The organism is Acidimicrobiales bacterium (assembly GCA_030747595.1).
Classification (GTDB): domain Bacteria; phylum Actinomycetota; class Acidimicrobiia; order Acidimicrobiales; family MedAcidi-G1; genus UBA9410.
In genome coordinates, this window is record JASLKK010000001.1 from 98,534 (window position 1) to 122,513 (window position 23,980).

General features: G+C 67.2%; 27 protein-coding genes. 22 read left to right on the forward strand and 5 right to left on the reverse strand.

The genetic code is table 11. The annotated features are described in order from the left end of the window. Nucleotides 1–30 precede the first annotated feature (30 nt). From atpE to atpC, 7 genes are all read left to right on the forward strand, one after another. The gene (gene atpE, locus QF777_00410; GenBank protein MDP6910010.1) at nucleotides 31–288 is read left to right on the forward strand and encodes an ATP synthase F0 subunit C; all 258 of its coding nucleotides are present in this window, start codon (nucleotides 31–33) and stop codon (nucleotides 286–288) included. A 56-nt stretch (nucleotides 289–344) separates the two neighbouring features. Continuing rightward, the gene (atpF, locus tag QF777_00415) at nucleotides 345–1,055 is read left to right on the forward strand and encodes a F0F1 ATP synthase subunit B (protein ID MDP6910011.1); all 711 of its coding nucleotides are present in this window, start codon (nucleotides 345–347) and stop codon (nucleotides 1,053–1,055) included. Beyond that, entirely contained in the window at nucleotides 1,048–1,578 is a 531-nt protein-coding gene (atpH, locus tag QF777_00420) for an ATP synthase F1 subunit delta (GenBank protein ID MDP6910012.1), read from the forward strand. Before atpF ends, atpH begins: the two co-directional genes overlap by 8 nt. Before the next feature lie 44 nt (nucleotides 1,579–1,622). Next, nucleotides 1,623–3,239, forward strand: a complete 1,617-nt coding sequence (gene atpA / locus QF777_00425; GenBank protein ID MDP6910013.1) for a F0F1 ATP synthase subunit alpha — start codon at nucleotides 1,623–1,625, stop codon at nucleotides 3,237–3,239. A gap of 81 nt (nucleotides 3,240–3,320) precedes the next feature. Beyond that, nucleotides 3,321–4,259 carry a F0F1 ATP synthase subunit gamma gene (locus QF777_00430; protein ID MDP6910014.1) on the forward strand — a complete coding sequence of 313 codons (939 nt, stop codon included), beginning with the start codon at nucleotides 3,321–3,323 and terminating at the stop codon, nucleotides 4,257–4,259. Between the two features lie 37 nt (nucleotides 4,260–4,296). Continuing rightward, the gene (gene atpD, locus QF777_00435; GenBank protein MDP6910015.1) at nucleotides 4,297–5,715 is read left to right on the forward strand and encodes a F0F1 ATP synthase subunit beta; all 1,419 of its coding nucleotides are present in this window, start codon (nucleotides 4,297–4,299) and stop codon (nucleotides 5,713–5,715) included. A gap of 7 nt (nucleotides 5,716–5,722) precedes the next feature. Continuing rightward, entirely contained in the window at nucleotides 5,723–6,115 is a 393-nt protein-coding gene (gene atpC / locus QF777_00440; GenBank protein ID MDP6910016.1) for an ATP synthase F1 subunit epsilon, read from the forward strand. Nucleotides 6,116–6,144: 29 nt separating this feature from the next. Here atpC and glpX read toward each other — a convergent pair whose 3' ends face one another. Beyond that, the gene (gene glpX, locus QF777_00445; protein MDP6910017.1) at nucleotides 6,145–7,134 is read right to left on the reverse strand and encodes a class II fructose-bisphosphatase; all 990 of its coding nucleotides are present in this window, start codon (nucleotides 7,132–7,134) and stop codon (nucleotides 6,145–6,147) included. A gap of 64 nt (nucleotides 7,135–7,198) precedes the next feature. Here glpX and QF777_00450 point away from each other — a divergent pair, with 64 nt between their 5' ends. Both QF777_00450 and QF777_00455 read left to right on the forward strand, forming a co-directional pair. After that, the gene (locus tag QF777_00450; protein ID MDP6910018.1) at nucleotides 7,199–7,987 is read left to right on the forward strand and encodes a hypothetical protein; all 789 of its coding nucleotides are present in this window, start codon (nucleotides 7,199–7,201) and stop codon (nucleotides 7,985–7,987) included. Nucleotides 7,988–8,120: 133 nt separating this feature from the next. Beyond that, nucleotides 8,121–8,408 (forward strand): hypothetical protein, encoded by a 288-nt coding sequence (locus QF777_00455; protein MDP6910019.1) that lies wholly within the window; start codon nucleotides 8,121–8,123, stop codon nucleotides 8,406–8,408. Nucleotides 8,409–8,437: 29 nt separating this feature from the next. On the opposite strand, the gene QF777_00460 is transcribed toward QF777_00455, so the two are convergent. Next, on the reverse strand, nucleotides 8,438–9,415 hold the full coding sequence (locus QF777_00460; protein MDP6910020.1) for a fatty acid desaturase: 978 nt from the start codon (nucleotides 9,413–9,415) through the stop codon (nucleotides 8,438–8,440). A 62-nt stretch (nucleotides 9,416–9,477) separates the two neighbouring features. Between QF777_00460 and QF777_00465 the strand changes: the two genes are divergently transcribed. The 5 genes from QF777_00465 (at nucleotide 9,478) to QF777_00485 (ending at nucleotide 14,049) form a co-directional block, all read left to right on the forward strand. Beyond that, nucleotides 9,478–10,071 (forward strand): dienelactone hydrolase, encoded by a 594-nt coding sequence (locus tag QF777_00465; GenBank protein MDP6910021.1) that lies wholly within the window; start codon nucleotides 9,478–9,480, stop codon nucleotides 10,069–10,071. A gap of 112 nt (nucleotides 10,072–10,183) precedes the next feature. Beyond that, on the forward strand, nucleotides 10,184–11,071 hold the full coding sequence (locus tag QF777_00470; GenBank protein MDP6910022.1) for a xanthine dehydrogenase family protein subunit M: 888 nt from the start codon (nucleotides 10,184–10,186) through the stop codon (nucleotides 11,069–11,071). 14 nt (nucleotides 11,072–11,085) lie between these two features. After that, on the forward strand, nucleotides 11,086–11,574 hold the full coding sequence (locus tag QF777_00475; protein MDP6910023.1) for a (2Fe-2S)-binding protein: 489 nt from the start codon (nucleotides 11,086–11,088) through the stop codon (nucleotides 11,572–11,574). Further along, nucleotides 11,571–13,793 carry a xanthine dehydrogenase family protein molybdopterin-binding subunit gene (locus QF777_00480; protein MDP6910024.1) on the forward strand — a complete coding sequence of 741 codons (2,223 nt, stop codon included), beginning with the start codon at nucleotides 11,571–11,573 and terminating at the stop codon, nucleotides 13,791–13,793. Before QF777_00475 ends, QF777_00480 begins: the two co-directional genes overlap by 4 nt. Before the next feature lie 10 nt (nucleotides 13,794–13,803). Continuing rightward, nucleotides 13,804–14,049 (forward strand): hypothetical protein, encoded by a 246-nt coding sequence (locus QF777_00485; GenBank protein MDP6910025.1) that lies wholly within the window; start codon nucleotides 13,804–13,806, stop codon nucleotides 14,047–14,049. Here the strand turns inward: QF777_00485 and QF777_00490 are convergent. Next, entirely contained in the window at nucleotides 14,036–15,670 is a 1,635-nt protein-coding gene (locus QF777_00490) for an MFS transporter (protein MDP6910026.1), read from the reverse strand. The two genes, QF777_00485 and QF777_00490, sit on opposite strands and share 14 nt — an antisense overlap. 9 nt (nucleotides 15,671–15,679) lie before the next feature. Here QF777_00490 and murA point away from each other — a divergent pair, with 9 nt between their 5' ends. Further along, the gene (gene murA, locus QF777_00495) at nucleotides 15,680–16,987 is read left to right on the forward strand and encodes a UDP-N-acetylglucosamine 1-carboxyvinyltransferase (protein MDP6910027.1); all 1,308 of its coding nucleotides are present in this window, start codon (nucleotides 15,680–15,682) and stop codon (nucleotides 16,985–16,987) included. A gap of 19 nt (nucleotides 16,988–17,006) precedes the next feature. Here murA and QF777_00500 read toward each other — a convergent pair whose 3' ends face one another. Next, nucleotides 17,007–17,159, reverse strand: coding sequence for a hypothetical protein (locus QF777_00500; GenBank protein ID MDP6910028.1), 153 nt, complete (start codon nucleotides 17,157–17,159; stop codon nucleotides 17,007–17,009). A 71-nt stretch (nucleotides 17,160–17,230) separates the two neighbouring features. Here QF777_00500 and QF777_00505 point away from each other — a divergent pair, with 71 nt between their 5' ends. The 5 genes from QF777_00505 (at nucleotide 17,231) to QF777_00525 (ending at nucleotide 20,766) form a co-directional block, all read left to right on the forward strand. Further along, the gene (locus QF777_00505; GenBank protein MDP6910029.1) at nucleotides 17,231–17,563 is read left to right on the forward strand and encodes a NifU family protein; all 333 of its coding nucleotides are present in this window, start codon (nucleotides 17,231–17,233) and stop codon (nucleotides 17,561–17,563) included. Next, nucleotides 17,563–18,357 carry an enoyl-CoA hydratase-related protein gene (locus QF777_00510; protein ID MDP6910030.1) on the forward strand — a complete coding sequence of 265 codons (795 nt, stop codon included), beginning with the start codon at nucleotides 17,563–17,565 and terminating at the stop codon, nucleotides 18,355–18,357. Before QF777_00505 ends, QF777_00510 begins: the two co-directional genes overlap by 1 nt. 74 nt (nucleotides 18,358–18,431) lie before the next feature. Beyond that, nucleotides 18,432–19,067: a dimethylsulfonioproprionate lyase family protein gene (locus QF777_00515; protein MDP6910031.1), complete on the forward strand. Its 636-nt coding sequence runs from the start codon at nucleotides 18,432–18,434 to the stop codon at nucleotides 19,065–19,067. Nucleotides 19,068–19,318: 251 nt separating this feature from the next. Continuing rightward, on the forward strand, nucleotides 19,319–20,032 hold the full coding sequence (locus QF777_00520) for a rhomboid family intramembrane serine protease (GenBank protein ID MDP6910032.1): 714 nt from the start codon (nucleotides 19,319–19,321) through the stop codon (nucleotides 20,030–20,032). Between the two features lie 26 nt (nucleotides 20,033–20,058). Beyond that, nucleotides 20,059–20,766, forward strand: a complete 708-nt coding sequence (locus QF777_00525; protein MDP6910033.1) for a DsbA family protein — start codon at nucleotides 20,059–20,061, stop codon at nucleotides 20,764–20,766. Nucleotides 20,767–20,813: 47 nt separating this feature from the next. Here QF777_00525 and QF777_00530 read toward each other — a convergent pair whose 3' ends face one another. Beyond that, entirely contained in the window at nucleotides 20,814–21,578 is a 765-nt protein-coding gene (locus tag QF777_00530; protein MDP6910034.1) for a class I SAM-dependent methyltransferase, read from the reverse strand. Nucleotides 21,579–21,653: 75 nt separating this feature from the next. On the opposite strand from QF777_00530, the gene QF777_00535 reads away from it, so the two are divergent. Then, nucleotides 21,654–22,868 carry a cysteine desulfurase family protein gene (locus tag QF777_00535; GenBank protein ID MDP6910035.1) on the forward strand — a complete coding sequence of 405 codons (1,215 nt, stop codon included), beginning with the start codon at nucleotides 21,654–21,656 and terminating at the stop codon, nucleotides 22,866–22,868. Further along, nucleotides 22,865–23,977, forward strand: coding sequence for a tRNA 2-thiouridine(34) synthase MnmA (gene mnmA / locus QF777_00540; protein ID MDP6910036.1), 1,113 nt, complete (start codon nucleotides 22,865–22,867; stop codon nucleotides 23,975–23,977). Before QF777_00535 ends, mnmA begins: the two co-directional genes overlap by 4 nt. The last annotated feature ends 3 nt before the right edge of the window (nucleotides 23,978–23,980 follow it).

Sequence of the window (23,980 nt, forward strand, 5' to 3'; positions counted from 1 at the left end):
CCGGGTGCATGAGAAAACAGGAGAATCCAAGTGCTGAACGTTCTGGCGCAGACGGCAGCTGGTGAGATGCTCGAGGGCCTCAAGGCCATCGGTGCCGGCCTCGGTTACGGCCTTGCGGCCATCGGCCCGGGTGTCGGCATCGGCACCGTGGTTGGCAACGCCATCTCTTCGATGGCCCGCCAACCCGAGTCGGCCGGCATGGTCCGGACCACGATGTTTCTCGGCATCGCCTTCACAGAGGCGCTCGCCCTGATCGGTTTCGTCGTCTTCATCCTCCTGATGCCCTGATTGCCAACTCCGGCATCACACATCAGAGAGACCCTTCGAACAGAGAGACGACACCCATGAACAACCGACGGACCCGCCTGCTGGTGGCCCCGCTGTTCGCCCTTCTGGGGTTCGTGGCCTTCGCCGGCCCGGCCTCGGCATCGGGTGAGAGCGTGGGTTCCTGTATGGCCCACCATCTCGACGAGGCGGTCGAGGCGAACAACGGGGATCTACATGAGACCCTCGAGGACCACCACGTCCAGGACGAGCTGGAAAAGTGCTTCGAAGCACCCAGCCCGATCCTGCCGGAGCTGAACGAGGTCATCTGGGGCGGTTCCGCTTTCCTGATCCTGTTCGTGCTCATGGTCAAGAAGGGCTTTCCGGCCGTGAAGGGCGCGATGGACGCCCGGGCCGAGAAGATCCGAAGCGACCTCGACGCCGCCGAGCAGGCCAAGACTGACGCCCAGTCTGTCCAGGCCGACTACGAGGCACGTCTGGCCGATTCCAAGTCCGAGGCTTCGCGCCTCATTGACGAGGCCCGTGGAGCAGCTGACCAGGTCAAGGCCGACCTGATGGCCCGCCACGAGGCGGAGCTCGCCGACCTCCGGACCCGGGCAGCCGCTGACATCGAGTCGTCGCGGACCCAGGCCATTGCCGACCTACGGGCCGAGGTGGCCGGGATCGCCCTCGGTGCCGCCGAGCGTGTGGTCCAGTCCAGCCTCGACGCGGAGGTGCAGGGCCGTCTGATCGACGCCTACATCGACGAGGTGGCCGGCAGCAATGGCTGACCCGACGGTGTCCGGCTACGCCGACGCATTGTTCGCCGTCGCCGCGGCAGAGGGTGACCTCGCCGCGGTGGAGGACGAGTTGTTCCGTTTCGCCCAGGCCCTCCGGTCTGACGGTGAGCTGTACTCGACCCTGGCTGACCAGAGCGTGCCGGTGTCCCGTCGCCAACAGATCGTCGAAGACCTGCTGGGTGGTAAGGCCTCGGCCACCACGACGGCCCTCATCTCCATGGTGGTCGGTGCCGGTCGAGCCGCCGAACTTCCCGCCATCGTGGATGCACTGGTCGAACGCAGCGCCGCTTCACGAAACAAGGCCGTGGCCACCGTGCGATCGGCGGTCGACCTGACCGCTGATCAGCGGGACCGCCTGGCCGCCGCCATCAATACCCGTACCGGCAAGGCCGTCGAGATCAAGGTCGTCATCGACCCGACGGTCCTCGGTGGCGTAGTCACCGAGATCGGCGACGACATCATCGACGGCAGCGTCCGACGCCGCCTGAACCAGCTTCGCGAGAGCTTCCGCTAGGCCCCGGCCAGCGGCATACGAGCAAGAGACGAGAGAGACACACCATGTCCGAACTCACGATCAACACGGCGGACATCGCCGAAACGATCCGCAAGAACCTCGACGGGTTCACCCCCAGCCTGGAAGAGAGCCAGGTCGGCCGGGTCCTCGAAGTCGGCGACGGCATCGCCCGCGTGTCGGGTCTGCCCGACGCGGCGGTCAACGAGCTGCTCCAGTTCGAGAGCGGCACGTTCGGTCTCGCCCTGAACCTCGACGAGGGATCCATCGGTGCGGTGGTCCTAGGCGAGGTCGACGACATCGAGGAGGGCCAGACGGTGCGGGCCACCGGCGACATTCTGTCCCTGCCCGTCGGCGACGGCCTCCTGGGCCGCGTCGTCAACGCCCTAGGCGAGCCGATCGACGGCAAGGGCCCGCTGACCAACACCCAACAGCGCCGCATGGAGATCCAGGCACCGGGCATCATGGGTCGCAAGCCGGTGCACGAGCCGATGCAGACCGGCATCAAGGCCATTGACTCGCTCATCCCGATCGGTCGTGGCCAGCGCGAGCTGATCATCGGCGACCGTAAGACCGGCAAGACGACGATCGCCATGGACACGATCATCAACCAGGCCGGGCAGGGAATGAAGTGCGTCTACGTGGCCATTGGCCAGAAGGCGTCCACAGTGGCTCAGAACGTGGCCGTGCTCGAGGCCCACGGGGCCATGGATTACACCGTCGTGGTGGTCGCCCCGGCGTCCGACCCGGCACCATTCAAGTACCTCGCCCCCTACGCCGGCTGCGCCATCGGCCAGCACTGGATGGACAACGGCCAGCACGCCCTGGCCGTCTACGACGATCTCTCCAAGCAAGCCGAGGCCTACCGACAGATGTCGTTGCTGCTTCGCCGCCCACCGGGCCGCGAGGCCTACCCGGGTGATGTCTTCTACCTGCACAGCCGTCTGCTGGAGCGGGCCGCCAAGCTCAGCGATGAGCTTGGAGCCGGCTCGATGACGGCCCTGCCGGTCATCGAGACCAAGGCTGGTGACGTCTCTGCGTTCATTCCGACCAACGTGATCTCGATCACCGACGGCCAGATCTTCCTCCAGGACGACCTATTCAAGTCAGGCGTCCGACCCGCCGTGGACGTCGGCATCTCGGTGTCCCGCGTCGGATCGGCCGCCCAGGTCAAGGCCATGAAGAACGCCGTGGGCACGCTCAAGTCCGACCTGCAGCAGTTCCGCGAACTGGAGGCCTTCGCGGCCTTCGGTTCGGACCTGGATGCTGTTTCACAGGCTCAGCTGGACCGGGGCTACCGCCTCACCGAACTTCTCAAGCAGGGCCTCAACTCGCCGCTGCTCGTCGAGGAGCAGGTCGTGTCGATCTGGGCCGGCACCCGGGGTCACCTTGACGGTGTGGACGTTTCCGATGTCAGCCGCTTCGAGGGCGAACTTCTGGACTGGTTCCGGACCCGTCACGCCGACGTGCTGGCCGACATCAGCGCATCGGGAAAGATCGCCGACGAAGACGCCTTTGATGCGTCTATCGCCGCATTCGCTGAACAGTTCGAGGGTTCGGTGGCCGGCGGCTCGACCCCCGATGCGGAGTCGACCGACACCGCCTCGACCATCGTCGATGCCGGTACCACGCTCCCCGAAGAGGACATTTCGGAGACCGAGTGAACCTCGTGACCGGCCCGCAGGGCATCGCGGCGTTTCGTCCCACTGTCTGGGCGCACGCCCCGACCGTGATTGGAGCCCATGATGGCTGGCGGTAAGGAACGGGTCCTGCGACGCCGGATCGGCAGCGTCCAGAACACCAAGAAGATCACCCGAGCCATGGAGCTCATCGCGGCGACGCGGGTCGTCAAGGCTCAGCAGCGGGCCCGGGCCGCCAAGCCGTACGCGGAGCAGATCACCGCGGTGATCGAGAATTTGGCTGCCGGTGGCGCCGAGGTGGACCATCCGCTGCTCCGCCAGGCAGAAAAGGTCGAACGGGTCGGCGTAGTCGTCATCTCGTCGGATCGTGGCCTGGCAGGTCCTTACAACTCGGCGGTTATCCGGGCCGCCGAGCGCCAGGTGCAGAACGCCCGGTCCGAAGGCGCTGACTACGCGCTGGTCGTCATCGGTAAGAAGGCCCGCGACTACTTCGCTTTCCGAGACTTCATCGTCGACTCCTACACCGACGGCATCAGCGACAACCCCACCTACGAGGACGCCCGCCGGGTGGCCGAGACAGTGGCGTCGATGTTCATCGATGGTCGGGTCGACCGCGTCGAGCTCGTCTACACCGAGTTCATCAGCATCGGCAGCCAGAAGGTGGCCACCCGCCGCTTCCTGCCGCTAGAGAGCACCGAGACCATTGCCACCGAGGGTGGCGGTGAAGCCGGGGTCACCGGTTCCTTCGAGTTTGAACCCTCGCCGGAGGCCGTGCTGGCCGCCCTGCTGCCCCGCTACGTCGAGGCCCGCCTGTTCGGCGCCCTGCTCGAGTCGGCCGCTTCAGAGCATGCCAACCGCCAGCGGGCCATGAAGGCGGCCACAGACAATGCCGAAGAACTGATTGTCAAGCTTTCCCGAGAGATGAACCGGGCCCGCCAGGATTCGATCACCACCGAGATCATGGAGATCGTCAGTGGTGCCGAGGCACTCGGATCAGATGACGAGACCACCGACATGCCCGTCGCCGCCGGCGTCGAGGCTTGAGCAAACACGTACGAGAACGAAGAGCCAGGAGCAACACATGACTGATACCGCGCTCACCGACGGACACATCGTCGGCATCGCCGGACCGGTGATCGACGCCGAGTTCCCCACCGGGGACCTGCCGCAGATCAACACGGCACTGGAGTTCGACGTCGAGATAGATGGTACGGAACTCACGATCGTGGCCGAGGTGGCCCAGCAGATCGGCGACAGCCGGGTACGGGCCATTGCCATGAAGCCGACCGACGGACTGACCCGCGGCACTGTGGTTCGCAACACCGGCGCCGGCATCAGCGTGCCCGTCGGCGACAGCACGCTGGGCCACGTGTTCAGCGTGACTGGTCAGGGCCTCGACGACCCGACGGCCGGGCAGGGTGCAGATCGCTGGGAGATCCACCGTCCGGCTCCGTCGTTCGACTCGCTGGAGCCCAAGGCCCAGATGTTCGAAACCGGGGTGAAGGTCATCGACCTCCTCACCCCGTATCTGCAGGGCGGCAAGATCGGCCTGTTCGGTGGTGCTGGCGTGGGCAAGACGGTGCTCATCACCGAGATGATCAACCGCGTGGCCACGAACCATGGTGGCGTGTCGGTGTTCGCCGGTGTGGGCGAGCGGACCCGTGAGGGCACCGACCTCCGCCTAGAGATGGCGGAATCAGGTGTCCTCGAGAAGGCAGCCCTGGTGTTCGGCCAGATGGACGAGCCGCCAGGTGTCCGTCTCCGGGTGGCCCTGTCGGCACTGACCATGGCCGAGTACTTCCGTGATGAGCAGGGCCAGGACGTGCTGCTGTTCGTCGACAACATCTTTCGGTTCGTCCAGGCCGGTTCGGAGGTGTCGACCCTGCTGGGCCGCATGCCATCGGCGGTGGGCTACCAGCCGACCCTGGCTGATGAGATGGGCGACCTGCAGGAGCGGATCACCACTACCCGTGGTCGGTCGATCACCTCGATGCAGGCCGTGTACGTGCCAGCCGATGACTACACCGACCCGGCGCCGTTTACGTCGTTCACCCACTTCGACGGCACTACCGAGTTGAGCCGTGACATCGCCGCCCTGGGCATCTACCCGGCCGTGGATCCGCTGGCCTCGACGTCGACCATCCTCACTCCCGAGGTTGTCGGACAGAAGCACTACGACACGGCCCGCCGGGTACAGGAGATCCTGCAGCGCTACAAGGAGCTGCAGGACATCATTGCCATCCTCGGCCTGGACGAGCTCTCTGAGGAGGACCGGATCACCGTGTCCCGGGCCCGCAAGGTCCAGCGCTTCCTGTCTCAGCCCATGAACGTGGCCGAGATCTTCACCGGGTTGCCCGGCGTGACCACCCCGGTCGAGGACACCGTGGATTCGTTCGCCGCCCTCGTCGACGGCGAGTTGGACGACCTGCCCGAGCAGGCCTTCTTGAACGTCGGTGGTGCCGAGGACGCTCGCCGCAAGGCCCGAGAGCTCGAGGCCTAAGCCGACCATGACGTTCCAGGTCGAGCTGGTCTCCCCGGAGGCCATCTCCTACAGCGGCGAAGCTGAAATGGTCATTGCCCGGACGCTCGAAGGTGGCGACATTGCCTTCCAGCCGGGTCACGTTCCATTCATCGGCGTGCTGGCTGTCTGGTCAGTCGACGTGATCCGTCCCGATGGCGACCGCGACACCATTGCCGTGCACCAGGGTTTCGTCCAGGTGGCTGGCACGAAGGTCAGCATCTTGTCTGACGTGTCCGAGTCAGCCGGCGACATCGACGTGGCCCGCGCCGAGGCGGCGAAGTCGACGGCCGAGCAGGCGTTGACCACCGACCGGGACGACGAGGACGCTGCGGGCGCCCTGCTCCGGGCCGAACTACGCCTCCGGGTGGCCGGCGCCTAGTTCCACCGTCCGCCTATCGCGGGCGAGAATCAGTAGACGGGCGAGAACTCCTCGAGCTTGTCCAGGGCGTGGTGGGCGTCGATCATGCGCACCGTGCCGGACTTGGAGCGCATCACCAGGGACTGCGTGTGGGCCGCTCCCGACGTGTAGTGGACGCCCTTGACCAGGTCACCGTCGGTGATCCCGGTCGCCGAGAAGAAGCAGTTGTCGCCGGCCACCAGGTCATCAGTGCCCAGCACCCGGTCCAGGTCGTAGCCAGCCTCGACAGCAGCCGTGCGTTCGTCCTCGTTCCGGGGCCACAGCCGACCCTGGATGGCGCCGCCCATGCACTTGAGTGCAGCGGCTGAGATGACACCCTCCGGGGTGCCGCCGATGCCGAACAACACGTCGGCACCCGAGTTAGGCCAAGCGGTGGAGATGGCACCGGCCACGTCACCGTCTGGAATGAGACGGATGCGGGCTCCAGCGGCTCGGACCTCGTCGATCAGGTTGTTGTGGCGGTCACGATCCAGAATCACCGCGGTGAGGTCCCGGACGTCCTCGCGCTTGGCCTCGGCGATGCGCCGCAGGTTCTCGGCAGGTGAGGCAGTGATGTCTATGACGTCGGCGCATTGCTGCCCGACAGCGATCTTCTCCATGTAGACGCACGGCCCGGGGTCGAACATGGTGCCCCGGTCGCTGACCGCAATGACCGCGATGGCGTTGGCTCGGCCCAGCGAGGTCAGCGTGGTGCCATCGATGGGGTCGACGGCGATGTCGGCAGCCGGCGGCTGGCCGTTACCGATCCGCTCACCGTTGTAGAGCATTGGGGCTTCGTCCTTCTCGCCCTCACCGATAACCACGATGCCGTCCATGGTGACGGTGTCAAGGACGTGACGCATGGCGTCGACCGCCGCGCCGTCGGCGCCCTCCTTGTCGCCGCGGCCCATCCAGCGTGAGGCGGCCAGGGCGGCGGCTTCGGTAACCCGGCAGAGGTCGAGGGCGAGGTTGCGGTCGGGTACCTGAGCGTCTTCGGTCATAGGTCGGGAACCTACCCTTGCCGCGGGGGACGTGGGAGACCGGCCGGAGTGGCACACTTCCGCCATGGCCTGGTGCTTCCAATGCGGAAACGAGTACGCGCCCGGGGTCGAGGACTGTGTCGAGTGCGGTGTGGCCCTGGTGTCTGAACCGCCGGCCGACGCGGCCGAGGTCGGTGCACTCGACGAAGACCAGCTGGCCTACGAGCTTCACGAGTGGGCCGGCGAGAGCCGGAGAATCCTAGATCAGGACTTGACCGCCGCCGGTATTGCCCACGCTTGGCAGGGGGCCACCTTGGTGGTGCGGGTCGCTGACGAGGAGACCGTCGACCGGGCCATCGAGGATGCCGAGGACGCAGGAGGTCCGGCTATCGAGCCCGGAGTGGAGACGGTGGCCTACGAGGTGGACGGCTGGGCTGCCGACGAACAGTCGGCGTTCAGTGATCTGCTGGTGCGCCTGGGCGTGCCGCACGAGTTCGACGCTGAGGGCGACCTGGTGGTGCGGGCCGCCGACGAGGACGCCGTGGAGGTCGCTTTGGACGCGTTCGAGGCCGAGGCCGACGACCGGCCCGAGCTTGAGGGGTTGGATGCCAACGGCCTGCTCAGCGACGTGTTCGTGGCCTGTGACCGCCTGCGACGCGATGCCCGGGACCTGGCCGGGATCGAGGGGCTGGCCAACCTGGCCCCTGTGTTGGTGGGTCATCGCCCGCCGTTCGGGATCGACGGACGGATGTGGAACGCCCTGGGCGAACGCACCATGGGGCTGGTCGGGTTGCTCGGCACCGGAGACCCGGAGCCCGCAGAGGTGTCAGCTGTGGCCGGCGAGCTGGCCGAGGTGCTCCGCCACCTGACCTAGGTGCTCGTCGCTGGGGTCAGCGGGAGTCGACCGAAGTGGTCGGTTTCCGACCGGTTGCGTCGACCCCATCTGTGGGGGATCCTCATCCCCCGGTCGGGACCGACCCGACCGGTGCGACGAGAGAGCGGTAGCCATGCGATTCATCCAGATCATCGAGTCCGAGGGAGACGCGGCCCAGGAGTTGGCCGATGTGCAGGGCTATGCGGAGCAGGCGGCCGGCGACGAGACCGTGACGGTCGAGCGGGTCACCGTGTGCGGCGATCGAGACCGGCCGGGGACCGTCATCGTGATCGCCGAGTTCGCCTCGGCCGAGGCCGCCAAGCAGAACGACGAGCACGAGATCACCCAGGAGGGAGCGGCCAACGCCCCCGACGACACCTCCTACCGGAATCTGGACGTGGTCGGCGTCGTCGAGATGTGAGTTGGCGGCCCCGGTAGGGGCCACCGAGATCAGGCGGCGGCGTCTTCGGCTGACCGCAACACCTTCCATAGCGAGCGGTAGGTCGGCCACTCCAGATCGCCCAAGTAGCCGTCGTCCACCAGTGCCTCGTGCAGACGGGGGAGGTTGCGGTACGGCACCGTCATATCGGCGTGGTGGGCCAAGTGGTAGCCCACGCTGAACGGCACCATCACCAGGCGGGCCACCAGTGACTGGTGCACGTGGTGGGTGGTGCGCCGACGATCTTCCGAACGGGTCATGCCGCCGTGTTCAGCAATAGCCCGGATCCGGTTCAGGCCCTGGTAGAGGGTGGCCCACGGGAGCACCCAAAGCAGCAGGTACAGCCACGGATGGCCGGCGGCCCAGAAGGCGGCCAGCACCAAGACCTGCCCGGCCAAGAACCAGTAGGTGAGTCGCCGGTGACGTGTCTCGCGGAGCCGTTGGAACCGGGGCCGCACGATCCGAAAGGCCGAGACGCCGGTCAGGTCCCGACGGTGCTTGCGCCGCATCGACGCCGTGGTGATCGGATACCGGGCGTAGAGCCCGAAATCGGGCTCCTTCGGGCCGAACTCGTCTCGATGGTGGTGGATGTGGCCGATCCGATAGCCGTGGCCGCCGGTGCCGAAGGTCAGCCAGCCAATGAGGTTGATGCCGACCAGGTCATTGATTCGACGTCCGGAGAACAGCACCCGGTGGGCGGCCTCGTGGTGGAGGATGAACAATCGGTTCTGGGCAATGGGCATGAGCAGAAATGCCGCCACCCACGAGGCAGGGTGGGTGGCAGCCACGGCGGCGACCACCACGGCCACCGGGAAGAGCACGGAGCCGACCACGGTCAGGGCGTTGCGGGCATTGGGCACGGTGCGCAGCGAGTCCCGGAACGCCCCCCTCGGGCGACCATCGGGATGGAGCCGGTCGCTGCCAGCAAACGGAGCCGGCGAGGGCGCCATTCCCCCGGTCATCGACGCTACGGCCACCTCATGTTCCATGAGATGAGCGTACAGATCGGTGCCCGCCGGGGTCGGATCAGCGACCCGGCTACCCTCAGCCGGTGTCTCGCCCCGTGCCGGTCTCCCCGTCGGTCTCCGGATTGTTCCTGACCCCCGGTGCTGGCAGTGACCGCAACCAGGCCGGCCTGCTCGCCCTGGAGAAACACCTGGCTCCGCTCCCTGTCGAGCGCATGGACTTTCCATACCGGAAGGCTGGAAAGCACTTTCCCGACCGGGCGCCGGTGCTGGTGGAGGCCGTACGCGATGGTGTGGCCGACATGGCCGGTGCTCGTGGGGTCGATCCGTCCCGCCTCGTGCTGGGCGGTCGCAGCATGGGGGGACGGATGTGTTCGATGGCGGTCGCTGAGGGGCTCCCAGCAGCCGGTCTGGTGCTCATCTGCTACCCGCTCCACCCGCCAACGAAGCCGGAGAACCTCAGAGTCGAGCACTTCGGCGCCATTGATGTGCCGTGCCTCTTCGTCTCCGGTGACCGCGACGAGTTCGGGTCGCCCGCTGAATTCGATGCCCAACTGGAAGCCATTCCCGGCCCGGTCACCGTGGTGCGTCTGGCTGGCAAACGTCATGACCTGAAGGGCGCCGACGAAGCTGTGTGCGACGCCGTGGGCGACTGGCTGGAGAATTTGCGCAGGAGTTGATCGAATTATTTGCGCAGGAGTTGATCGAATCATTTGCGTAGGAGTTGAGGGAATCATCAGCGCCGAACTAGAAAATAGGTCCGATAGATAGCGCGTCCAGAGGGACGCGCTGATGAAGGGACGCCAGATGAGATACGCCGCTCCGGCGACGGTTGATGAAGCCCGGACGCTGTTGTCGGATAATCCCGGCTCGCAGGTCTTTGCCGGCGCTACCGACCTCGTTCCCCAGATCCGAGCCGGACGCCCGTCGCCGCCCATGGTGGTCGACCTCAAGCGAATCGATCGACTGACCGCGGTGATCCACGAAGGTGGAAAGTGGACGATCGGCGCGGCGACGCCGACCGCTGATCTCACCCGGAACGCCGATTTCACCGCCATGTTCCCGGGACTGTCGGAAGCCGCCGGTCTGATCGGTTCCGACCAGATCCAGAACCGGTCGAGCCTGGGTGGGAACCTGGCCAACGCCTCACCTGCCGCCGACTCGGTGCCCGCACTGATCGCCAATGCCGGTCAGGCCGTCATCGCTTCCGGCGACGGAACTCGGACCGTGCCAGCGGCCGACATCGCCACCGGCCCGGGCCTCACATCACTGGCCGACGGCGAGTTCATCATCGAGTTCACCTTGGACGACCCCCCGGCCGGCACCGGCGACGCCTACCTCCGGATGATCCCGCGCACCGAGATGGACATCGCCATTGCCGGAGCTGCGGTACGTCTCACCATTGCCGACGGCACAGTGAGCGACGCCACCGTTGCGCTCGGCGCTGTCGCTCCTACCGTCGTCATCGTGTCTGATGCCGAAGCCGCTCTGGTCGGTGCCACCTTGGATGGTGGCCGGTTCGACGACGCAACTCTGGATGCGGTGGCTGCCGCAGCGTCCGCAGCCTGCGATCCCATCAATGACAAACGGGGCACCGTCGCCTATCGGCGCCAGGTGGTCGGAGTACTGGCCAAGCGGGCCGCAATCGTCGCCGCTGAACGCGCACAGAACGGAGCCTGAGAACCATGTCTTCCATGAAGAGGTCAAGAACTCACGTGACCTGCACGGTCAACGGCGACGAGGTCGACTTCCTAGCTAGCGATGACACGTCACTGCTTGACGCCCTGCGCGACGAGCTCGGCCTCACCGGAGCCAAGGAGGGCTGTGGCACCGGCGACTGCGGGGCATGTTCGATCCTCGTTGACGGTCGGGTCAACTGCTCCTGTCTGATGTTCGCCCCCGAAGCCGAGGGGTCCGACATCGTGACCGTCGAGGGCATAGCGCAGGGTGACCAGCTCCACCCGCTCCAGCAGACCTTCCTGGAGGGCGCGGCCCTGCAATGCGGGATCTGTACACCCGGATTCCTCGTGTCGGCCAAAGCCCTGCTCGACGAGAACCCGGATCCCACCGAGACAGAGATCCGCTACGCACTGGCCGGAAACCTCTGCCGGTGCACGGGCTACGACAAAATCGTCCGATCCGTCCAGGAGGCTGCGGTGCAGCTGAGGGGAGCAACTCGATGACCGTCACAGAGGATCGTCCGAGCTACAAGTGGGTCGGCACCCGACCCATCAGACCCGACGGATACGACAAGGTGGTGGGGAAGGCCCGCTTTGCGGCCGACCTGAACCTCCCGGGACAGCTGCATGCGGCGATCCTGCGATCGCCTCACGGCCATGCCCGCATCCTTTCCATCGACACCACGGCGGCCGAGGCGATGCCCGGCGTGAAGGCCGTGATGACCAGCGCCGACTTTCCAGAGCTGGACGCATCCAACCCCGAACGTGACGTGGCGGAGAACATCATGGCCCGTGGCGTGGTGCGGTACGTCGGCCACGCGCTGGCCGCGGTGGCCGCGACCACCAAGGCCGAAGCGGCGGCAGCCGTGGCGGCCATCGAGGTCGAATACGAGTTGCTGCCGTTGGTGCTGAGCCTCGACGAGTCCATGGCCGAGGGCGCGCCGTTGGTCAATGAGCACAACGTGACCATGTTCGTCGAGAGTGATGGGCCGTCCAACATGGCCACGGTCAACTCCCTCGAGCGTGGCGATGTCGACGCGGCCTTCGAGGCCGCCGACCTGATTGTCGAGCGCGAGTTCGAGACAGCGTGGGTCCATCAGGGCTACATCGAGCCCCACGCCTGCGTGGTCGACGTCGGGCGGGACGGCAAGGCGGACATCTGGGTGTCGTCCCAAGGCCACTTCCGTGTCCGGTCCCAGACCGCCGCGGTGCTCGGTTGGGACACAGCCCGCGTCAAGGTGACCCCGGCCGAGATCGGCGGTGGGTTCGGTGGAAAGACCACGATCTACCTCGAGCCGGTCGCCGCCCGACTGTCCGAGAAGTCGGGCCGCCCGGTGAAGATCGTGATGAGCCGCGAGGAGGTGCTGAGGGCCACCGGTCCGGCACCGGCATCCAAGGCCAGAGTCCGGATCGCGGCCACCAACGACGGTGAGCTCACGGCCATCGAGGGCTGGTTGGGCTACGCCGTGGGGTGCACCAGCGACATGGCCGGCGTTGTCGGCGCCATGTCGGTGGCTTCCTACAAGTTCCCCAATCTGAAGCTTGAGGCCACCGCCTCGCTCACCAACACACCCAAGTCAGCTGCCTACCGGGCACCGTCGGCGCCCCAGGCGGCGTTCGCCATCGAGTCGGTCATCGACGAGATCGCCCAGCAGATGGACATGGACCCAATCGAACTGCGGCTCAAGAACGCCGTGGTCGAAGGTGACCCCACGGCCATGGGCATGCCCCATCCCCGGATCGGTTTCGTGGAGTGCCTCGAGGCCATCCGCGAAAGCGACCACTACCGTTCGCCGGTACCGGAGGGCGCGGCCCGAGGCGTCGGCGCGGGCTTCTGGTTCAACATCGGTGAGCAGTCCAGCGCCACGGTCAACCTCAACGAAGACGGCACGGCCACGGTGATCACCGGCAGTCCCGACATCGGTGGGAGCCGTGCATCGATGGCGCTGATGGCCGCCGAGGAGTTGGGCATAGATGTCCACTGCATCACCCCTGTGGTGGCCGACACCGAATCCGTTGGTTTCACCGACGTGACCGAGGGCAGTCGGGCGACCTTCGCTACCGGCATGGCCGTCGTCAACGCCTGTCGCGAACTCATTGACGAGCTCAAGGCCCGGGCGGCCACCATCCTTGGTGTCGACGCTGACGCGGTCGACTGGCTTGACGGCGAGGCCGTGGCCGACGGCAAAGATCCATTGTCGCTGGCCGCCATCACCGCCAAGGCCAAGAGCACCGGTGGTCCCCTCACGGTGACTGCATCACTCAACGCCGGTGGCGCCGGCCCGTCCTTCGCAGTGCATTGCTGTGACCTCGCTGTCGACGAGGAGACCGGACAGGTCACCATCCTCGGATACACCGCAGCCCAGGACGCGGGGACGGCGATCCACCCGAGTTACGTCGAGGGTCAGATGCAGGGCGGAACGGTCCAGGGAATCGGCTGGGCGTTGAACGAGGAGTACATCTACGACGACGAGGGCTCCATGCAGAACGCCAGCTTCCTCGACTACCGGGTTCCGGTGGCGTCTGATCTGCCGATGATCGGGACGATCATCGTCGAGGTTCCGAACCCCGCTCATCCCTACGGGGTTCGTGGTGTGGGCGAGACGGGCATCGTCCCACCGATGGCCACCATCGCCAACGCCATCAGCCGCGCCACGTCGGTGCGGATGACCTCGCTTCCCATGTCTCCGCCCAAGCTTCTGGCGGCCCTCGACGACCGCTGAGGGTGTCGGGATGCCCCGAGCCCATCTGATGTCGGACCATCGTCGCTTCACCGGCGGCGAGGCTGTCATCGAGGTTGAAGGGGCCACGGTCGGTGCGGTGATCGCTGAACTCGAGCGTCGCTATCCGGGCCTCGGCAACATCCTCACCAAGGCCTCCTCGGCCGGGGTGGACGGGGTGATTCACGCCGAGCCGGAGTACCTCGCTATTTCCCCGGACACCGACGTCTACTTCGTGGCGCCTCTCACTGGCGGTTGATTTCCTCCGGTGGTGCATCGCCTGGGTTGAGGGACTCGAGTTCGACCCGGGCCGTCTCCGGGAACCAGCCCAACACCAGTGCGGCAGCGAGGACGGGACCGACGGCCACCACGAGGAACGCCGGCCCGTAGGACCCGAACCGGTCGCTGAGCATCCCGACGATGATCAGGCCGGCAGCGCTGCCGGCCACCCCGAGAGTCACGACCAGACCGTTGGCCCGGGCCCGATTACGGGTTGAGAACAGTTCCGGCCCGTAGACGCCCAGGGCGACGGTCAACGATCCGATCACTGTTCCCACCACGCTGCTGGCCCACAGGGCGGCACCGGTCGAGTGGTAGGCCACCACCATGAAGGCGGTGCCGCCGAGGAGGCCGATGGCGCCTACTGGCCGTCGACCACGAGTATCGGCCAGTCGACCGGCCACGAAGATTCCGATGCCGGCCGGTGTGCTCGTGAGCAGCGTGAACAGGGTGATGCCGACTGCCGAGTATCCCCTGTGGTCCTTGAGGAAGTCGTTCTGGAACTGGCTGGCTGGAGCGGCGAACACCAACAGCAGGAACGATGCCACGGCTAGCAGCACCAGGCGTCGCCCTTCAGTCCGTCGTCGGCCTCCATCTGATGAATCAGGTACCCGGCCGTCGCGGGACCGGCGGTCGACGGAGTTGGCGGTGAACCGGAGCGACTCGGGGAGGCGGCGACCGACGGCCAGCAGCGCCGGGATGGCCAGCAGTGGGACGAGGTATACGGCCCGCCACGCCCTCGGGTCGAGGTCGGCCACCGGAAGGACCCAGACGGCCATGCCGGCGCCCAGCGCGGCACAGAGCACCAGCACGCTGACCCCGTAGGCCCGGGATCCTCGGGGAAGTTCCTCGGCGGCGAACACCCCGATGAGGATGCCCATGCCCGTGGTGAGCCCCCGGGCTATCAGTTGGCTGCCACCCAGAAACCAGAGGTCAGTCGAGGCCGCACCCAGTCCAGTGGCCAGGACCGCGGCCACCGCAGTGACTACTAGGACGGACCGGCGACCCTTCCGGTCGGCGAGGAACACTACGGCGAGGGCTACCACGATTCCCAGACGGACCACGGCCAGAGCGATTCCCTGGGCGGTGTCGCTTCGTCCGAACTCGTCGCTGGCGAAGGTGATGGTCTGGGTGATGACCGTGCCCAGATAGCCGTCGACTACCTGGATGCACGCCAGCAGCGAGAGCACCGTGGCGGACCGGGTGTCGAGACGGTCCGGCGGCGCCCACCAGGGGGTCCGGCGGCGGGCCACGGCGCGACGGAGGGGCCAGGAGAACAGTGGTCGCCAGGGTCCGACGGCCGCCCGGTACTCAATGGTCTCGACGACCCGGTGCCGCCCGTTGGTCGTACTGTCGACCACGAGTCGACGGTCCCAGTGTGTGAAGGGCCCGTGATCGATGACGAAGTGGTCGGTGCCGGTGACGCGTTCGCGGATCAGGTCGTCGCGGGCGGTACGGAGTTCGACGAGGCCCTCGTCGTCCAACTCGTGGACCACCACCGTCCTGGCGATCCGGCCGACTGGCCCACAAGCGCGGGGCGTGCTGGTGCTGATGGCTGCCCTCCGGTCGCCCGAAGCATCCACCCTACCGATGGGGGCCATACTGAGGGAGTGGGAAGCGACGGTGACGCCACTGCGGACGTGATCCGCGTCCGCCGATCAGGCCCGCTGCAGGGATCTGTCCGGGTGGCCGGCGCCAAGAACTCGGCGTTGAAGTTGATGGCGGCTGTCGTGCTGGCCCCGGGTCGCCACACCCTGCGAAACGTCCCCCGGATCGCCGATGTGATCCTCATGGCCGAACTCCTGGAACGCATGGGCGCCCGTGTCACCCGAGGTGCCGACGAGCCCGATGTGGTGACCATCGAAGTGCCCGACGTGATGGTGCCCGAGGCGCCGTACGACCTAGTGGAAAAGATGCGGGCATCGATCGTGGTGCTGGGCCCGCTGCTGGCCCGCTTCGGTGAGGCCCGGGTGTCGGTGCCCGGTGGCGATGATTTCGGCCATCGTCCCATCGACATGCACCTCCGGGCGCTGGAGGAACTGGGCGCCACGTTCACCACCAGCCACGGGGTGATCGAGGGTCGGGCCGAGCGACTCCTCGGAACGCGGATCCTGTTGGAGTACCCGAGCGTCGGGGCGACCGAGAACCTGCTCATGGCTGCCGTGACGGCCAAGGGTACGACGGTCATCGACAATGCAGCCCGGGAGCCTGAGATCGAGGACCTGGCAGCCTTCCTAGTGGGAATGGGTGCAGACGTGTCCGGTGCCGGTGGATCGACCATCACCATCGAGGGTGTGGAGCGCCTCCACCCGGTGGAGCACACCGTGGTGCCTGACCGGATCGAGGCGGCTACCTACCTGGCTGCCGTGGGACTGGCAGGAGGGTCCATTGCCATTGAGGGCGCACGGGCCGACCACATGGAGATGCTGCTCGACAAACTGGGTGCCATGGGCCTACGGGTCGACGACGGAGGCGACCGCCTGTGGGTCACCGCCCCCGAACGTCCCGCCCGGCTGACTTCGGTGGACGTGGCGACGCTGCCCTACCCGGGCGTGGCGACCGACTACAAGCCACTGCTGGTGGCGTTGCTCTCAGTGGCCGACGGGGTGGGCATCCTCACCGAGAACGTGTTCGCCGGCCGGTTCCGATACATCCCCGAACTGGTGCGGATGGGCGCCGATATCCGAGTGGAAGGCCACCACGCGGTGGTGCGGGGCGTCGAGGCTTTGTCTGGCGCACCGGTGCGGGCACCCGACATCCGGGCCGGAGCGGCGCTCGTGGTGGCCGGCCTGGCCGCTGAGGGCGAGACACTGGTGGCCGACGCACACCATGTGGCCCGCGGTTATCAGGACTTGGTGGGCAATTTGGCCCGACTAGGGGCCGACGTGGCCCTCGTACCGGGGGTTGGCGGAGCTTGAGTGGCCGGATCAGTCGCGGTTAGTCCGCGTCGGGTTCAGTGGGCCCACCCATGCGACGGGCCCGACGGTCGGCCAGCCAGAGAATGCCGGCGACCAGCACCAGCGGTCCGGCGACCAGCGCGATCTCGTCCCAGCCTCCCTGATGGGCGGTCAGCAATGGCAGCGAAGGCATCGGCCGATCCTACGGGGACATCTTCTGGCACCCGGGGTGGCACCGAGGGCCGGTCCTGCGAGACTGGGACCATGTCGATCGACGTGGCCCCCGATACGGGCATCGACGGACTGCGGGCCCGGGTGGAGAAGGTCATCGAGGTGATCCGTCCAGCCATCCAGGCCGACGAGGGAGACATCGTGCTCCACGAGGTCGACGAGGCCACCGGCGAGGTGTCCGTCGAGTTGGTGGGGGCGTGCGTGACCTGCCCGGCGTCGGATCAGACGCTCAAGGCGGGCATCGAACGGATACTGAAGGACCGGGTGGACGGCGTGACGTCGGTACAGAACGTGGGTGCCACCCTGGCTGGCGACGGACCCATCGGCGCCCCGGATCCTGACGAGGGCACGCCGGTCAGTCTGTAGTGGCGACGAACGAACCCCGGACCGAGGTACTGCTCCGCGTTGAACACCGCGACGACGGTGTGGTGGTGGCCACCCTTGACCGCCCCAAGGTCAACGCGCTCGATACAGCGCTGCTACGTGAGCTCGAGGAGTTCGCTCGCACGTGCATCGACGATCCACCGGGCGCCGTGGTCATCACCGGTGCTGGTCGGATGTTCGCGGCCGGTGCGGAACTGGCTGTCTTCGCCGATCCCGCCCTGCGGCCTGGTCAGGCCGACGCCTTCCGTGACGCCTTCGGTGCGGTGGAACGCATTCCGTGTCCGACCATCGCCGCGGTAAACGGCTTGGCCCTTGGTGGTGGAGCGGAGCTGGCCTGGTGCTGTGACCTACGAATCCTCGGTGAGGGTTCGGCTTTCGGTCAGCCTGAGGTTCTGCTGGGGATCATCCCCGGCGGAGGTGCAACCCAGCGCCTGACCCGCCTCGTGGGGCGGGCAACAGCCAAACGCCTCATCTGGGGCGGTGCCGCGGTGAAGGCCGCCGAGGCGCTCGCTCTCGGTCTGGCCGACGAGGTGGTGGGTGACGATGAGATCCTGGATCGGGCATGTGCCCTGGCCGCCGGTTATGCGGCGGGACCCCGGGTGGCTATCCGGGCCTCCAAGCGGGCCATCGATGAGGGCGCGGACATGACGCTGGCCGACGGGGTCGATCTCGAACTGGAACTGTTCCTGGAGGTCTTCGAGACCAATGATGCGCGGGTGGGCGTCGAGTCGTTCTTCGAGCACGGACCTGGGAAGGCAGACTTCACGGGTTCCTGAGGCTTCGCCGGTTTCTGAGATCACCGCGTTCGATGTCCGTCGCCGGAGGTCTGCCGGGTGTACGTTGCCGCGCCATGGTCGCCCCGTTCATCGAAGCCTTGTCCGCGTTCGCCACCTCCGAGGGGGCCCGTGACCCGGATCTGACCCGACCCATGGCGCTCCTGACTGATGCGCTTCTTCGGGTGATGCCGACGGTAGGTCGGGGACCCCAGCCAAGCCAGGAGGTCGTCGATCGACACCTGGGTGGTGCTCTGGCCGCGGCGGTCGGAACAGCGGGGGAACTCATCGGCTCAGTCGTACACGAGGTGGGTTGGGCCAAGCCATACCCCGAGTACGCCGGTGAGCCCGACATGGATGCCATGCGGGCCAACTACTCGTACGCCCCGATCATCGGGAGCGCCACCGACGTCATCTCCGGGGGGGCGGTGGCTGCGCCGTACCTGAGCGATGAGGTGTTTGTCGGGCTGGTGTTGCAGGGTCCGGATTGCGACTATCCGTCGCACGTCCACAAGTCCGAGGAAATCTTCTGGGTGGCCGCGGGCACGTCGGACTGGCAGAAGGGCGACGTCTGGCGAGTCGAGGAGCCCGGTGGGGTGATCCACCACGAATCGGGGGTTCGGCACGCCACGGTGACCCGTGACAGTCCGCTACTGATGTTGTTCGCGTGGGTGACCGACCCGGGTTGCATTCCGGTCATTGTCCGGCGCTGAACCTGATGTCGGAATCATTGCCGGGAGGCGAGTTCGAGGCCTGTCACCGGCATCCGGAGAATCGGGCCGGAGTGCGCTGTCAGCGGTGCAACCGCCGGATCTGTGCGCTGTGCATGCACACGGCATCGGTGGGCTTCCACTGTCCGGACTGTGCAGGCGGACGGACGCGACGGCGCGAAAGGTCCAGCCCGATCCGTCCGGTGGGGGCGCGCCCTGCGGGGCGGCGAGTCGCACATGTGCGGGTCGGTCCGGTGGAGGGGCCACCGGCCACCCTGGCGCTGGTTGCCCTAAACGTCGCGGCGTTCCTGGGCACCGTCTTTCTGGGCGGCTCGGGAGGTGGCGGCGTCTACGACCGGTTCGCCTCCGGCGGCGGGATGGTCACCGTGGACCACGGTCTGCTGGGCATCGGCCGGTCGGGGCCGTTCCTCATCGGCGTGGCCGAGGGGGAGTGGAGTCGCCTGCTCACCGGTGGCTTCCTGCACGCCGGCCTGCTCCACCTCCTGGTCAACATGTTCCTGCTGTGGATGTTGGGTCGCCAGCTGGAGGCCGCACACGGTCCGGGTCGTTATGCCGGCCTGTACCTGGCGTCGTTGCTAGCCGGCTCGTTCGGGGTGATGCTGCGCGACCCTCAGGCCCTCACGGTAGGCGCATCGGGTGCCGTGTTCGGCCTCATGGCCGCGGCAGTCATCCACCAGCTCCGGCGGGGAATCAACCCCTGGGGGACGGGGCTGGGAGGCCTGCTCCTGGTCAACGTGGTGTTCACATTCGGCCGACCCGGCATCAGCATCGGTGGCCATCTGGGTGGATTGGTAGGTGGTGCGTTGGTGGCGTGGATGGTCGACACCGTCGAGCGTCGTGGCATGCCCCGGGTGCTGGTCGCCGCGCTGCCCTGGGTGGTGGCGATCGCGTTCGCCGCCGGTTCGGTGTGGGCGGCGGGACGTTGGTGGGACCCGGTGCTGCGTTGAGTCCGTCTTCGGGGGACGATCGCGTGATGGACGAACAATCATTGAACCAGTCGGCCGTTGGACCACCAGATCTGGAGTTCTTCTGGGACCCGGTGTGTCCGTTCGCCTGGCAGACGTCACGCTGGCTACGACGGGTAGCTGACCTTCGGGGCCTGACCGTGGAGTGGCGGTTCATCAACCTGTCGATCCTCAACGAGGAGCGTGACTACGACGCCGAGTTCCCCGAGGGCTATCGGGAGTCACACGACCGGGGGCGCCGCATGCTGCGGGTGGCGGCCTCGGTGCGTGCCGCCGAGGGGACCGCCGCGATGGATCGGCTCTACCGGGCGTTCGGCGAGACGATCTGGCACCGGGTGATGGACGAGGGCGCCGACTTCCGTGCCGATGTGGCCACACCGGACCACATCGCCAATGTGTTGGACCGGGCGGGTTTCGATCCGACCTACGGCGACGCGGCGACCGACCCCTCGTGGGACGCCGAACTGCGGGCCGAGACCGCCGAAGCGGTGGGTCGCACGGGTGATCAGGTGGGGACGCCGATCATCACCTTCGGGCCTCCCGACGGTCCGTCGATCTTCGGGCCGGTCATCTCGTCGGTGCCTGACTCTGACGAGGAGTGCCTGGCGCTGTACGACGCCACGGTCACCCTGTGCAGGTTCGACACGTTCTCCGAACTCAAGCGCAGTGCCCGGCCACGGTTGGACCTACCGGTCATGACCGGGCGTCCCGGTTAACTCCGAACCTCTTCCACTTCGACCGGGTACCGGCTTGGCTACCGGTGTTACGTGGTGTCAGCTCGACGCCACGTGCTCACGTGTTGCGACGAGTCGTCGGAAAATGGGGTGCCCCGCCAGTCCTCGGTTCGGTCGACCCGCTCCAGCCCGGCGACGTCCGCCATGGCGTCGAGTTGGTCCGGGGTGGCGTAGCGCAACAGGTAAGGAAAGAACCGGTTTCCGGCCGCCGTCATCACGATCCGCTGCCCGGTGATGGTCTGGGCAGCCCTGTTCGTGGCCACCACGTCCAGCATCACCCGGTCGATGGATACGTCGCGGACCGATACGCCGTCGTGGGTGTCGGGGGCTGGCACGAACGCCTCAAGCACGAACCGGCCTTCGGGGGCCAACGTCTCGGCCACGCCGTGCATGCACGCCTGTTGGGTCGCCTCGGTGGTCAGGTTGAAGAACGTGTTGAAACCCACAAGTACCACGTCGAATCCTGTGCCAGCGATGGTCGGATCGGCCATGTCGCCGGCGACCAGAGTGAGTCGGTCAGCTCCCGGCTTGGCTCGGAGGCGGTCCAGCATCGACGGTGAGGCATCCAGCCCGGTGACGGTCAGGCCCCGGTCGGCCAGCGGGAGAGCGAGTCGGCCCGTGCCGACGCCCAGCTCCAGCACGGTGCCTGCCGGCCCGGCGAGGGTGTTGACCCGATCGGCTACCTCGCTGGGAGATCCGATCTGGGTGATGGCGATCCCGCCGTCGACGCCGTACCACTCGTCGTAGACCTCGGCGATGGTCTCGCCGTAGGTCTCGCTGTCGTACCCGTCCATAATCCAGAGTCTGGGGGAGGGATCGGCAAACTCCAATAGGGACCCGTGGACCGGGTCGGCCGTAGCCTTGACGTCGTGGGAGTGGAGCTGACGAACGAGATTCCCCAGAAACGGGTCTACCTGGATCATGCGGCAAGCACGCCGGCCCGGCCCGAGGTGGTGGCCGCCATGTTGCCGTGGCTGACTGACCACCCCGGCAACCCGTCGGGTTCCCATGCCGCGGCCCGGGAGGCCCGGCGGGCGGTCGACGACGCTCGCGACCATGTGGCCGTCCTAGTCGGGTGCCTACCGGGTGAGGTGGTCTTCACCTCTGGGGGGACCGAGGCCGACAACCTCGCTGTGGACGGCGTGGTCCGGGCCACCGGTGGTCTGCCGGTGTGTAGCGCGGCCGAACATCCGGCGGTTCTGGAGCCGGTACGTGACGCCGGCGGGCTGGTGGTGCCGACCGACGCCGGTGGCTGTATCGACCTCGAGGCGCTGTCCGAGGTGCTGGCCTCGGTCGACGCCTCTCCGGCGGCCGATGCCCCGGAGATGGGGATCGCCCTGGTGTCGGCCATGGTGGCCAACAACGAGACTGGAGCGGTGACCGACATCGACGCGGTGGCCGCGGTGGTGGCCGAGCATGCGCCCGACACCGTTGTGCACACCGACGCCGTGCAGGCCACTGCATGGCTGGACCTGCCCGCGACGGTCCATCGAGCCGGGTTGGTCAGCATCACTGGCCACAAGTTCGGCGGCCCCAAGGGCGCCGGCGCACTGGTGGTGCGGGCTGGGGTGCCGTTGGCGCCCGTCCTACGGGGTGGTGGACAGGAACGAGAACGGCGCAGCGGAACCCAGAACGTGCCGGCCATCGTGGGCCTTGGCGAAGCAGCCCGTCTGATGGTCGTCGAGCGTGACGCCGTTTGCCAGCGGGTCGGAGCCCTCCGGAACCGGCTGGAAGACGGGCTGGTGGAGGCCGTCAGCGGAGCCCGCCGGACGGTGCCCGACGGAACGCCCCGGACCCCGGGGGTGGCCCATCTGTGTTTCGATGGCATCGAGAGCGAAGAGTTGTTGTTCCTGCTGGAAAGGGACGGAATCGCGGCCAGCGCCGCGTCGTCGTGTGCCAGCGGGGCTCAGGAACCCTCACCGGTCCTGGCCGCCATGGGCATCGACCGGGTGACGGCAGCGGGATCGCTACGACTGTCCTTGGGGTGGGCCAGTACCGGCGCTGACGTAGACCATGCCCTCGCCGTCGTCCCGGCGGCCGTAGAGCGACTTCGGGCCCACACCCGTTCGTTGCAGTCCAGATGACCGACCAGAGCCACGCCGTGTCTCACCCGTTGGGAACGCAGGACGGCGGCCCGATCGGGCCGGTGATGGTGGCCATGTCTGGGGGCGTCGACTCGTCGGTGGCAGCGGCTCTACTTCGCGACGCCGGCCATGAGGTGGTGGGGGTGACCCTTCGACTGTGGGGGGGCGAGTCCGACTCGGGGTGCTGCGCGGTGTCCGACGTCGACGATGCCCGTCGGGTGGCAGACGCCCTGGGGATCGAACACCACGTGTTCAATCTGGGCGATGACTTCGAGCGTGACGTGGTGGCGCCCTACGTGGCCGCCCACGCGGAGGGTCGCACTCCGAACCCATGCGTGGAGTGCAACCGACACCTCAAGTTCAACCGACTCCGGCACCGGGCCTCCGCTCTGGGCTTCGATCGGATAGCTACCGGGCACCACGCCCGGATCGTCCAACGGCGCGACGGCACCCGCCGCATTGCCCGGGCCGTCGACTCGGCCAAGGACCAGTCCTACGTGCTGCACATGCTCGACCAGCCACAGTTGGCCGGACTGCTGCTGCCCATAGGCGACCTGAGTAAGGACGAGGTCCGGCGTCGTGCGGCGGCCATAGGACTCCGGACGGCCGACAAGCCCGACAGTCAGGACGTGTGCTTCATCACGCGGGCCCACGGTCGGGAGGACTTCTTGGGCCGACGTATCCCGCTGACGCCCGGCCGGGTGGTGGACGGATCCGGCGCCGAGGTCGGTGCGGTTAACGCGATGGAGTTGGTGACCATTGGCCAACGTCGGGGGATGGCTCTGGCTGGTGGTGGTGCACCCCGTTACGCGGTGGCCGTGGACCTTCCGACAGCCACCGTGACCGTGGGGTCAGCCGCCGATCTACTGGTCGACGAGACCCCGGTTGAGAGTCTGGTCTGGACCGGCGATCACGTGGATACGGACGGACTGGCAGCACAGACGAGTGCCCACGGGACGGCCGAACCGGTGACGGTGCACGCCAGTCTGGAGAGGTCTCCGGACCGATGGCAACTGCGATGGGTCCGACCTCACCGTCGGGTGGCGCCAGGCCAGAGCGTGGTGTTCTACGAGGGCGACGAGGTGGTCGGCGGAGCGACGGCCGCCTGACCT